Here is an 11,476-nt window from a genome sequence, read left to right as displayed (position 1 = left end):
CCGAAAGGCTACAAGGTTTGTTGGCGAGCGTGGCTTTTCAGGCGGGTGAAGCCCATGGACAGATGCGCCCTGCGAATGTGACCGGCGGCTTCCGTATCACCCAGCCGCACCGCTTCGGTGATCGCGGCGATTTCTCCGGCGAATATGGCCACCTCTTCGGCAAAATCCATCATGGGGATCATTTTCAACCAGATCCGGCAGGTCTGGTAAAACAGCCGCTCGGAGACTTCCACCAAAGGCTGATTGTCGGTCAGGCGCATGAAGGCATGAAAGAAATCGATATTCAGTCTGGCGAACACTTTCATGTCCGGCTCGGAGCATAGTGCTTCGGCCCGTTTCCTAAGCTCCTCGAACCGTGCCAGGGCCGTCGCGTCGGGATGTTTCGGGGAGAGACGACCGACCAGTTCGTTGAGTTCCATGCGCAACTGGTAAACCTGGGTCAATTCATCCAGATCGACATCGGTCACGATCGTTCCGACGCCCTGGACCGACTGCAGCAGACCATCCGCTTCCAGGATCTTGAGCGCCTTGCGCAAGGGGCTGCGGCTAACCCCGAACTCGGCTGCGAGCGCTTCTTCGCTGAGCCGCATGCCGGGCGGATAATCCGACATGCTGATCCGCTCGCGCAGCGTGTCGTACATGATCTCGAACCGTTCCTGGGCGCCGTTTGCCTTTTCAAGCGCGGCTGCCAGTTCATCGGACGATGTCATGCGCGCCGCTCCAGGGTTGCTGAGAGACCGTGCAACATCTCCAGGCAGGACTGGAGCTGGCTGATGCTGACATACTCATCCGGCTGGTGAGCCTGGGCGATCGAGCCCGGACCGCAGACAACGACCGACATGCCAAGGGACTGGAACAGGCCCGCTTCGGTTCCGAACGCCACGACGTCGCACAGCTCGGACCCGGTCAGTTTGCAGACGATATCCCGGGCCTCGTTGTCCGACATGACTTCCAGCCCGGCCACCTCACCGATGATTTCGGTAACAATGCGCGCGTCCGCTGAAACCGCCTGCATCTCCGGTAAAAGCTGCGTCCGGCAATAGTCTTCGAGCGCCTCCTTGATCAGGGTGGCATCCGCGTGCTGCACCGGCCGCATTTCCCATTCCACGGAACAGTTGCGCGCAATCACATTCCGCGCCTTGCCGCCTTCGATCCGGCCGACCTGAACGGTCGTCCATGGCGGCTGGTAGCGCTCGTTTGAGAATTGCGCGCCCGCCTTTACCGTTTCGCCCAGTTCCATGAGACGGGTCATGAAACGAACAGCATAGTGAATGGCATTGACGCCCTTGTCCGGATCGGAGCCGTGCCCGTCCGTGCCGTGAAAACAGGTGGTATACTCGTAACACCCCTTGTGCCCCTCGATGACCCGCATGGAAGTCGGCTCACCGATGATGGCAACCGAAGGCCGGATGTCCTGGGCTTTCAGTTCCTCCACCAGGTGGCGGGCTCCGAAGCAGCCGGTTTCCTCGTCGTAGGTAAGGGCCACATGCAGGGGCCGCTGAAGGGTCAACGCCGCATAGTGCGGGGCCATCGCCAGGACGGTGGCGATGAAACCTTTCATGTCGCAAGTGCCCCTGCCGAACAGCAGATCGCCCTCCTGGCGGAGCCTGAAGGGCTCCGAGGTCCAGTCCGCAGCATCTGCCGGGACGACATCCGTATGGCCCGACAAGACGATGCCATCGGGCGCGTCCGGGCCGAGCGTGGCAAACAGATTGGCCTTCTTGCCGGTGTCGTCTCGCGAGACCGTTGTTCGGAACCCGTGGTGTTCCAACAATTCCGAGGCGTAGACGATCAGTTCCAGGTTGCTGTCGGAGGACACAGTCGGAAAGGCGATCAGGCGGTCCAGGATCTGGATCGTCTCATTGATCAGGCTCATGATAGCGCCACCGTCAGTCTTTCACGTAGAGCTTGCGAGGCTTGGAGCAGAAACATTCCGCCGGTCCCTGCTCCCTGATCAGTATGCTCTCGGTGATCTCGAGCCCCCAGTCGTCCATCCAGAGGCCCGGCATGAAATGGAAGGTCATTCCAGGCTCGAGGATCGTCTCGTCTTCGGTCCGGATCGAAATCGTGCGTTCGCCCCAGTCGGGCGGATAGGACAGGCCGATCGGATACCCGGCCCGGGAGCTACGCTCGATCCCGGCGGCTTCCAGCGGCTTTGCCAGGGCGCGTGCGATATCGCCCGCCCTGTTGCCGGCAACAGCCGCTTCAAGCCCGGCTTCCAAGCCCTCTACCAGCGCAGCCTCCGCATCCTTCATGAATTGCGGCGGCTTTCCGAGAAAGATCGTCCGGCAGAGAGGGGCGTGATAACGGCGATGACAGCCGGAAATTTCGAAGAACGTCGCCTCCCCCCTTTCGAGCAGCCGGCCATCCCAGGTCAGATGCGGGGCAGCCGCATCGGCGCCGCTGGGCAGAAGCGGCACGATGGCCGGATAATCCCCCCAGGCGTCGTCCAGGCCGCGTACGGCATCGGCGTAGATTTCGGCAACCACATCGACCTTGCGAACGCCCGGTTCGACCCGTGCGACGATCCCATCGATGATCTTTTCCGAAATCCGTGCCGCCTTGCGGATATAGGTGATCTCCTCTTCCGACTTCACCGTGCGCTGCCAGTTCACCAGAGCAGTGGCATCGACAAAGGTGGCGTCCGGAAGCTCTTCGGTGAGGGTCAAATACGCCTTGGCTGAGAAATAGTAGTTTTCCAGCTCGACGCCGATCCGCTTTCCGGCATAGCCCTTGTCGCGAAGAATGGCGGCGAGGGTTTCCATCGGGTGCAGCTGGCTCGACTGGATGTATTTGTCGGCATATCTGGCGACCCGCTCCGGCGCCATCCAGACCGTCCTGAGCGCGCCATTGGCATCCTGACTGCGACCCCACCAGATCGGGTCCTCGTCATGAAATACCAAAACCCCCTGATGGACGTAGAACGACCAACCGTCATAACCGGTGACCCAGGCCATGTTTGACGGGTCCTCGATAAAAAGAACGTCGATATCGCGACGTTCCATCTCCTTGCGGACCTTGGCGATACGGCGGTCGTATTCGGCGCCGCTGAACGGCAAATCATTCGCTGGCATGGTCGGTCATCTCCAAAACACCGATATTGTGCACAACAGTTCCTCCAAAACGAGTTTTACGCAAGCAATATTCGCGTTTACCCGTTGACCGTAATCCATTTTATGCAATGTTGTACACAACACGATACCACCCCATTTCAACGCCCGCTCCCGGAAGAGGAAATACGACGCATGTCCCTGTCGCTGGCCGATGTGTTCGCCGCACAACAGACCATAGCCGGTCAGGTCGTCCGGACGCCGTTGATCCCTTCGGCCTTCCTCACGGAGAAAGCCGGCGTGCCGTTTCTTCTCAAGATGGAAACCATGCAGCCGACCGGCGCCTTCAAGTTGCGCGGCGCCACCAACGCCATCCTGAACGCGCCCGCAGGCACCAAGGCGGTCACCTGCTGTTCCACCGGCAATCACGGGCGGGGCGTCGCCTATGCCGCGCGGCAACAGGGCATCAAGGCGACCATCTGCATGTCGTCGCTCGTTCCGCAGAATAAAGTCGACCGGATCCGGGCACTCGGCGCGGAGGTGAGGATCGTCGGCACGAGCCAGGACGATGCCATGGCCGAGTGCCTGCGCCTTTGTAAGGCGGAAGGTTTCGTCGACATCTCGCCCTTTGACGACAGGCATGTGATCAGTGGCCAGGGCACCACCGGACTCGAAATGCTCCAGGACCGCCCGGATCTGGACATGTTGCTTGTTCCCCTGTCCGGCGGCGGGCTTGCCGGTGGCGCGGCACTGGCGGCCAAGGCGATTAATCCGGATATCCGGGTCATTGGCATATCCATGGACCGGGGTGCAGCGATGGACGCGTCCATCAAGGCAGGACGACCGGTGGAGATCACCGAAGTTGCCAGCCTGGCCGACTCGCTTGGCGGCGGCATCGGCCTCAAAAACAAACTCTCCTTCGACCTCTGCAGAGCCTTGCTGGATGAGATCGTGCTGGTAACCGAAGAAGAGATCTACCTGGCCCTGCAAACGCTTTATTTTGAAGACAGCCATGTCGCCGAGGGAGCCAGTGTCGTCGGCATTGCCGCTCTCCTGGCGGACAAGCTGCCGGCCCCCAAGGGATCGGTTGCCACCATCGTGACCGGGCGCAATGTGGACATGGCCCAGTTTACCAACGTGATCAGCGGTCGACCGGTGCAACTCGGCGACACCACCGTGCAGGGCAGCCCCTATGACGCATGACATGAAAATCCTGACCGAAACGGAACTGCGCCAGGTGGTTCATCTGGATCTGGCGGCCGTCGATTGTATTGAAAAGGCTTTCGGCCTGCTATCGACGGGCAAGGTCGTGATGCCTCCGGTTCTCTCCATGGCACTCAAGGACGCCAATGCGGAAGTCGATGTGAAGACCGCCTATGTACCGGGCTTCGACGGCTTTGCGATCAAGGTCAGTCCCGGCTTCTTCGACAATCCGTCGATCGGTCTGCCGAGCCTCAACGGACTGATGATCCTGTTTTCGGCGAAGACCGGTCTGGTGGAAGCCATGTTCCTCGACAACGGGTATCTCACCGACGTCCGCACGGCCGCAGCCGGCGCCGTCGCCGCGCGACAACTTGCTCCGAAAGTCGTCAAGACCGCAGGCGTCATGGGGACCGGCGTTCAGGCGCGTCTCCAGTTGCAGGCTGCTCATCTCGTCCGCCCCTTTGATAAGGCCCTCGTCTGGGGCCGGGACCCGGACAAAGCGAAAGCCGCAGCAACGGACCTCACCAAGAGCCTCGGTGTCCCGGTTGAAGCGGTCGAAGACCCGGAAAGGCTCGTTTCGCTGAGCCAATTGGTGGTTACCACAACACCGGCAACGGAGCCGATCCTGTCCGCCGATTGGCTGCACCCGGGCCTGCATATCACCGCCATGGGCTCCGATCAGGAGGGCAAGAATGAAATCGACCCGAACGCCCTTCGACGGTCAGACCTCGTCGTCTGCGACCGGATTGCCCAATGCGAATTGCTCGGAGAACTTAGAAGCGCTCTTGCCGCCGGTGCCGTTCAGGATCAAAGTTCCGTCGTTGAACTTGGCGATGTCGTCAGCGGAAAGCATCCAGGCCGCCGAGGAGACGATGACATAACTGTCTGCGATCTGACCGGGACCGGCGTTCAGGATACCGCAATCGCCACCTACGTCCGGCGCCGTCTGGCGGGGACGGATACCGGCACCACCCTATCGGTTTGATCCGGATATTTAAGGTCTGAATCCGATGCTCAAATTGGACGACCGGGATCTTCAAATCCTGAAAGTGCTGGCGAATGAGGCCCGCATTTCCAAGGCGGATCTCGCCAAGAAAATCAACCTGAGCCCCAGTCCGTGCTGGAAACGCCTCGAACGGCTCGAGAAGGCCGGCATTATCGAAGGTTATCACGCCCGGATCTCCCTCAAGCAGGTTGCGCCTCACGTCACGGTTTTCGTCACCATCGAACTGGAACATCACCGGGCGGAATATTTCCAGAGGTTCGAACAGGCCATTCGCGATCGCGACGAGATAACCGCCTGCTGGGCAATCGGCGGTGGCCTCGATTACCTTCTGCAGATCGTCACCCGCGATATCGATACGTATCAGCGGCTCATCGACGACCTCCTCGACCAGGGGCTCGGCGTGGTGCGCTATTTCACCTATGTCATGACGAAGGCGGTGAAAACCGGAACCTCCCTCCCCCTGGACCTGCTCGCTCCGGCAATTGCCACGAACGCCGGAGAAGCCGTCACCGGGGAAACAGAATGATCCTAGCCGACAAGGCGACTCTTCAGTCAATTCGTCTGCAAAGCTCCTCAAATTCGAACAATTCTTCTTCGCTCCTCCCGGTAGGCTTTAACTCGAACCAAACAGGGAAAGAGCGCCGTGCAAACCGTTGAAGACGCACCTCTTTGCAAATCTCTTTTTGCCCAGATCGGCAATCGCCACCTGATCAGGCAGTTCGGTTATGTGAACGGCCGGTGGCTGGAGTCGGATACCCAGGCCAATTTCCCGGTCACCGACCCGGCAGACGGCGCATGGCTCGGCGATGTCGCGAAACTCTCAGCCAACCAAAGTGCCGAGGCTGTTGAATGTGCCGACAAGGCCTTCCAGCCCTGGGCGTCCCTTCTGCCTCAGGACCGCGCGCGGTATCTGGTGAGGTGGCATGACCTGATCCTGGAGAACCGGGAGGACCTTGCCATCATCATGACCCGCGAGCAGGGAAAACCGCTGTCCGAATCCCGTGGCGAGATCGATTACGCCGCCTCGTTCGTTTCCTTCTATGCCGAGGAAGCCAAGCGCCCGAATATCGAGGGCGTTACCTCTCATCTTCCGGATGCGGAAATGGAAGTGTGGCGCGAACCGGTCGGCGTCGCGGCTCTGGTCACACCGTGGAATTTCCCCTGTGCCATGATTACCCGGAAGGCCGCGGCAGCGCTTGCGGCCGGTTGCACCGTCCTGGTTCACCCTTCGGCGGAAACCCCGTTTTCCGCCCTTGCCCTTGCCGAGCTTGCCGATCAGGCCGGCTTCCCGCCGGGCGTCTTCAACGTCCTGCCGGGGGCGGCGCCGGAAATCGTAACACCGTGGACCGAAGATCCGCGCGTCCGCGCGTTGTCCTTTACCGGCTCCACCGAAGTCGGCCGCCTGCTCTACCGCAACAGCGCGGACACGATCAAACGCCTGGTTCTGGAACTTGGCGGCCATGCGCCGATGCTGGTCTTTGCCGATGCAGACCTGGACAAGGCCGTCGAACAAGCGGTTTCGGCCAAGTTTGCCACCTCCGGCCAGGATTGCCTCGCCGCCAACCGGATATTCGTCGAGCGTCCCGTCTATGACGCCTTTTGTGACGCTTTTGCAAAACGCACCGCCGCTCTGACGACGGGCCCGGGAATGAACGACAGCGATATTGGTCCCATGATCAACGAACGTGCTGTCGAAAAACAGGAAGCGCATGTTCAGGATGCGCTCGCCCGCGGAGCCAGACTTCTGACCGGTGGCAAACGCCACCCGGCCGGATCCCTGTTCTTCGAACCGACGGTGGTCGCGGACGTTCCCCCCGACGCCCTGATCATGCGGGAAGAAACCTTCGGACCGGTCGCAGCCATCGCCTCCTTCGAAGGTGAAGATGAAGCCCTCCGGATCGCAAACGACACCGAGTACGGCCTGATCGCCTATCTTCATACGACGGATCCGCGCCGGATCTACCGGGCGAGCCGCAAGCTTGCCTACGGCATGGTCGCGGTCAACCGAACCAAGGTCACCGGCGCGCCGATTCCGTTCGGCGGAATGAAGCAGTCCGGCCTCGGGCGCGAAGGCGCCCGTTTTGGCATGGAAGCCTTCATGGACGTGAAATACGTCTGCCGCGACTGGGCGTGAACGGGAACGAAACCAGCCATTGAACGTTGATCATGTATGAAAGGAAGTCCGATGTTGAAGAATGACAGGCTCGACGAATGGGACAGATCGAGTTTTTTCCATCCTTCAACGCATCTTGCCCAGCACGCGCGTGGAGAGAGTCCGAACCGGGTTGTCACCGGCGGCTCCGGCGTCTTTATCGAAGACCGGGACGGCAACCGGCTGCTTGATGCGTTTGCAGGCCTCTATTGCGTGAACGTCGGCTATGGCCGCACCGAAATTGCCGACGCGATTGCAGAACAGGCCCGTGAACTGGCCTATTATCACGCCTACGTCGGGCACGGCACGGAAGCCTCCATAACCCTTGCGAAAATGATCATGGACCGGGCGCCGGAGCACATGTCCAAGGTCTATTTCGGGCTGGGCGGATCCGATGCCAATGAGACCAACATCAAGCTGGTCTGGTACTACAACAATATTCTCGGCCGCCCGGAGAAAAAGAAAATTATCTCCCGCTGGCGCGGCTATCACGGCTCCGGGCTGATGACCGGCTCGCTGACCGGACTGGAATTGTTTCACAAGAAGTTCGATCTGCCCTTGTCCACGGTCCTGCACACCGTCGCACCCGATTATTTTCGGCGCGATGACCTTTCCATGTCGGAGAGCGACTTCGTTGCCTATTGCGCGGCCGAACTGGAGGCCCTGATCGAGCGCGAGGGTGGCGACACCATCGCCGCCTTCATCGGCGAGCCGGTTCTGGGAACGGGCGGCATCGTCCCGCCTCCATCTGGTTACTGGGAAGCAATTCAACCGATTCTGAAAAAACACGACATTCTGCTGATTGCCGATGAGGTCGTGACCGGCTTCGGACGCCTGGGCAGCATGTTCGGGTCCGATCATTACCGCATGACACCGGACATCATCACGATTGCCAAGGGCCTCACCTCCGCATATGCGCCGCTTTCCGGCTCCATCGTCTCCGACAAGGTCTGGACGGTCCTTGAGAAAGGCACGGATGAATACGGCCCGATCGGCCATGGCTGGACCTATTCGGCTCATCCGATTGGTGCAGCCGCGGGTGTCGCGAATCTCGAATTGATCGACAAGCTCGGGCTGGTCGGAAACGCGGCCAAAGCCGGTGCCTACTTCAAGGCGGCACTCACCGACGCCTTCCAGGATCATGCCCATGTCGGCGACATCCGAGGCGAAGGGCTGATGTGCGCGCTGGAATTCGTCGAAGACCGTGCCGGCAGGGCCTATTTCGATCCCGCCCAAAAGGTCGGCGCGCAGATTTCGTCAGCGTTGCTGGCGCAAGGGGTCATTGGCCGCGCCATGCCACAGGGCGACATCCTGGGCTTCGCACCGCCGCTTTGCATCACTGAGAACGAACTCGACCGGGTCGTCGACGCGACCAGGCAGGCAGTAGCGGCGGTCTTGAAATAACGACGGGTGCTCGGATCGGTTTGAAACCGGCCCGACCTGCCCGAACGGACGAAATGTCCACAATGGAAGCTGTCGGCTGAACCAACTGCCGACCGCTTCCGGAAGATCTTTTTCAGTCGGTAACCGCCTTCGCGGTTCCGGCCTTTTTGCGTTGAACAAATTTTTCCCCGAAAACAGCCTCAAGCTAAATTTTGCAGCAGCGAAGGGTAAAAAATACTCATTTTTTTCCTCCACACCCCTTCCCTTCTCGCACAGATTTTGTTTTTCTTTCGCAGACTTAACCGAACGGCATCAACAGTTACCCATCAAGGGATCGGGTGCCGGACGGTTTTGATGATAAAAGAAGTATAAGTCAGAACTTGGGGACAGCATGGCGGATAACCGGGGCGCGGCAGTACGCTACGAAAACGTCCAGAAGAGCTACGACGGGGAAACTCTGGTCGTTAAGAATCTTAATCTGGACATCCCACCGGGCGAGTTTCTTACGATGCTCGGTCCCTCCGGGTCAGGGAAGACGACCTGCCTGATGATGCTGGCAGGATTCGAGCCCGCAACCCACGGCGAGATCTTCCTGAACGATCGACCGATCAACAATGTTCCGCCGCACAAGCGTGGAATCGGCATGGTCTTCCAGAACTACGCCCTTTTCCCGCATATGAGCGTTGCCGAAAACCTGGCGTTTCCGCTTCAGGTGCGGAATATGGGCAAGGCCGAGCAGGAAGAAAAAGTCAAACGTGCCCTCGAAATGGTGGAGCTCGGAGACTTCGGCAACCGACGCCCGGCCCAGTTGTCCGGTGGGCAGCAGCAACGTGTGGCAGTTGCCCGCGCGCTGGTGTTTGATCCCGAACTCGTCCTGATGGACGAACCCCTCGGCGCGCTCGACAAGCAGCTGCGCGAGCAGATGCAATACGAGATCAAGCACATCCATGAAAATCTCGGCGTCACGGTCGTCTACGTCACCCACGACCAGACCGAAGCGCTGACGATGTCCGACCGGGTTGCCGTGTTCAATGACGGCATCATTCAGCAGCTGTCCACGCCGGACTCGCTTTACGAGGACCCGCAAAACTCGTTCGTGGCCCAGTTCATCGGCGAAAACAACAAGCTGAGCGGGAAAGTCGTCGAAATCAACGGCAGCGAATGCCTGGTCGAACTCGACGACGGCACTCGGCTGAAGGCCGACAAGGTCAATGTCAACGCCGTCGGCGACAGGACGACGATTTCGCTGCGTCCTGAACGCGTGGAGTTCGAGCCGAGCGACCAGATGGACAATCTCGTCAAGGGCAAGATCAAAGAACTCATCTATCTCGGCGACCATATCCGCGTACGCATGGATGTCGCCGGCAATGACGAATTCGTCGTCAAGGTCAGAAACCGGGGCGAAAAGCGCAAGCTGGGAACCGGGGACATCGTCCCGATCGGCTGGGCGCTTCACGACTGCAAGGCGCTCGACGCCGTTGCATGAAATCACTGGCAAGGCACTCCGCGTGCCTGCCCGGGTGAGAAGACGGGGAAATCCCGTTCATAACCAGAAAGAGGGAGCTATATCTATGAAGCTCAAAACAGCAATTCTTGCAGGGTCCGCACTGGCCCTGTTCAGCACCGCCGCAATGGCTGAAGACATGACCGTCGTGTCTTGGGGTGGTGCGTACCAGGCGTCGCAGAAAGCCGCCTACGCTGATCCGTATGTAAAGATGCATCCGGACATCAACGTGATCTGGGACGAGTCGTCCAACGAAGCCGTGGCCAAGCTGCGTGCCATGAACGAAGCCGGGAACATCACCTGGGATCTCGTTGACGTGGTCGCTTCCGATGCCATCCGTCTTTGCGACGAAGGCCTGGCCATGCCGATCGATCCGGACAAGGATCTTGCCGCAGCTCCGGACGGCACGCCCGCATCCGAAGACTTCGGCGACCTTCTGGTTTCGGAATGCTTCATTCCGCAGATCGTTTACTCCACCACCTTCGGCTATCGCACCGATGTGGACGAATGGGGCGGCAAGACGCCCGACGACATCTGCGACGTGTTCGACCTGGAAGCCTTCCCCGGCAAGCGGTCTCTCGAAAAGCGCCCGATCAACAACATGGAGTGGGCTCTTCTGTGCGATGGCGTTGCCAAGGACGAAGTTTATGACGTTCTGGAAACCGAAGAAGGTCAGGCCCGCGCCTTCAAGAAGCTCGACACCATCAAGGACCAGGTCGTGTGGTGGTCTGCCGGTGCTGAAACGCCGCAGCTGCTCGCCGACAAGGAAGTCGTGATCGGTTCCACCTACAACGGTCGTCTTTTCTCTCTGATCGAAGAGCAGAAGCAGCCGGTCGCAATGCTCTGGGACGCCCAGGTGTTCGATCTCGACGGCTGGATCATCCCGGCCGGCCTGCCGGAAGACCGTCTGGCCATGGTCAAGGAGTTCGTCAAGTTCGCGACCGATACGCAGCGCCTTGCCGACCAGGCCAAGTACATCTCCTATGGCCCGGCACGCAAGTCGTCGGCACCGCTGGTTGGCGAGCACGCCACCCTCGGCATCGACATGGCTCCGCACATGCCGACCGACCCGGCAAACGCCAAGAACACCTTCCTTTATAACTACGAATGGTGGGCGGATTACCGCGACGACATCGACGCCAAGTTCCAGGCTTGGCTGGCTCAGTAAGCCATTCCCC

The 11,476-nt window shown here is 59.9% G+C and carries 10 protein-coding genes; 7 read left to right on the top strand and 3 right to left on the bottom strand.

The genetic code is table 11. From position 1 onward, the window contains the following. Positions 1 to 8: 8 nt before the first annotated feature. Genes ACN0SO_RS03110 through ACN0SO_RS03100 form a run of 3 tightly spaced genes read right to left on the bottom strand, consistent with a single transcriptional unit; the run spans position 9 to position 3,074 of the window. A complete protein-coding gene (locus tag ACN0SO_RS03110; protein ID WP_417674409.1) occupies positions 9 to 710 on the bottom strand; it encodes a GntR family transcriptional regulator in 702 nt (233 codons plus the stop codon). Next, positions 707 to 1,876, bottom strand: coding sequence for an acetylornithine deacetylase (gene argE / locus ACN0SO_RS03105; RefSeq protein ID WP_417674407.1), 1,170 nt, complete (start codon positions 1,874 to 1,876; stop codon positions 707 to 709). The genes ACN0SO_RS03110 and argE overlap by 4 nt, the downstream gene beginning before the upstream one ends. Before the next feature lie 13 nt (positions 1,877 to 1,889). After that, positions 1,890 to 3,074 carry a M24 family metallopeptidase gene (locus ACN0SO_RS03100; RefSeq protein WP_417674405.1) on the bottom strand — a complete coding sequence of 395 codons (1,185 nt, stop codon included), beginning with the start codon at positions 3,072 to 3,074 and terminating at the stop codon, positions 1,890 to 1,892. Positions 3,075 to 3,245: 171 nt separating this feature from the next. Between ACN0SO_RS03100 and eutB the strand changes: the two genes are divergently transcribed. From eutB to ACN0SO_RS03065, 7 genes are all read left to right on the top strand, one after another. Then, positions 3,246 to 4,253, top strand: coding sequence for a hydroxyectoine utilization dehydratase EutB (gene eutB / locus ACN0SO_RS03095; RefSeq protein WP_417674403.1), 1,008 nt, complete (start codon positions 3,246 to 3,248; stop codon positions 4,251 to 4,253). Then, a complete protein-coding gene (locus ACN0SO_RS03090) occupies positions 4,243 to 5,238 on the top strand; it encodes a cyclodeaminase (RefSeq protein ID WP_417674401.1) in 996 nt (331 codons plus the stop codon). Before eutB ends, ACN0SO_RS03090 begins: the two co-directional genes overlap by 11 nt. Before the next feature lie 25 nt (positions 5,239 to 5,263). Beyond that, the gene (locus ACN0SO_RS03085; protein WP_417674399.1) at positions 5,264 to 5,785 is read left to right on the top strand and encodes an Lrp/AsnC family transcriptional regulator; all 522 of its coding nucleotides are present in this window, start codon (positions 5,264 to 5,266) and stop codon (positions 5,783 to 5,785) included. 117 nt (positions 5,786 to 5,902) lie between these two features. Beyond that, entirely contained in the window at positions 5,903 to 7,393 is a 1,491-nt protein-coding gene (locus tag ACN0SO_RS03080; RefSeq protein WP_417674397.1) for an NAD-dependent succinate-semialdehyde dehydrogenase, read from the top strand. A 51-nt stretch (positions 7,394 to 7,444) separates the two neighbouring features. Continuing rightward, entirely contained in the window at positions 7,445 to 8,815 is a 1,371-nt protein-coding gene (locus ACN0SO_RS03075; RefSeq protein WP_417674395.1) for an aspartate aminotransferase family protein, read from the top strand. A gap of 370 nt (positions 8,816 to 9,185) precedes the next feature. After that, a complete protein-coding gene (locus tag ACN0SO_RS03070) occupies positions 9,186 to 10,280 on the top strand; it encodes an ABC transporter ATP-binding protein (RefSeq protein ID WP_417674393.1) in 1,095 nt (364 codons plus the stop codon). An 85-nt stretch (positions 10,281 to 10,365) separates the two neighbouring features. Further along, positions 10,366 to 11,466 (top strand): extracellular solute-binding protein, encoded by a 1,101-nt coding sequence (locus ACN0SO_RS03065; protein WP_417674391.1) that lies wholly within the window; start codon positions 10,366 to 10,368, stop codon positions 11,464 to 11,466. Positions 11,467 to 11,476: the final 10 nt, after the last annotated feature.

The sequence above is a fragment of the Roseibium sp. genome (assembly GCF_048260565.1).
Classification (GTDB): Bacteria; Pseudomonadota; Alphaproteobacteria; order Rhizobiales; family Stappiaceae; genus Roseibium.
This window is presented reverse-complemented; position numbering and strand designations above follow the sequence as displayed.

Coding starts and splice junctions, on each gene's coding strand:
- ACN0SO_RS03110 (WP_417674409.1), bottom strand. CDS start 710: ATGACATCGTCCGATGAACTGGCAGCCGCGCTTGAAAAGGCAAACGGC.
- argE (WP_417674407.1), bottom strand. CDS start 1,876: ATGAGCCTGATCAATGAGACGATCCAGATCCTGGACCGCCTGATCGCC.
- ACN0SO_RS03100 (WP_417674405.1), bottom strand. CDS start 3,074: ATGCCAGCGAATGATTTGCCGTTCAGCGGCGCCGAATACGACCGCCGT.
- eutB (WP_417674403.1), top strand. CDS start 3,246: ATGTCCCTGTCGCTGGCCGATGTGTTCGCCGCACAACAGACCATAGCC.
- ACN0SO_RS03090 (WP_417674401.1), top strand. CDS start 4,243: ATGACGCATGACATGAAAATCCTGACCGAAACGGAACTGCGCCAGGTG.
- ACN0SO_RS03085 (WP_417674399.1), top strand. CDS start 5,264: ATGCTCAAATTGGACGACCGGGATCTTCAAATCCTGAAAGTGCTGGCG.
- ACN0SO_RS03075 (WP_417674395.1), top strand. CDS start 7,445: ATGTTGAAGAATGACAGGCTCGACGAATGGGACAGATCGAGTTTTTTC.
- ACN0SO_RS03070 (WP_417674393.1), top strand. CDS start 9,186: ATGGCGGATAACCGGGGCGCGGCAGTACGCTACGAAAACGTCCAGAAG.
- ACN0SO_RS03065 (WP_417674391.1), top strand. CDS start 10,366: ATGAAGCTCAAAACAGCAATTCTTGCAGGGTCCGCACTGGCCCTGTTC.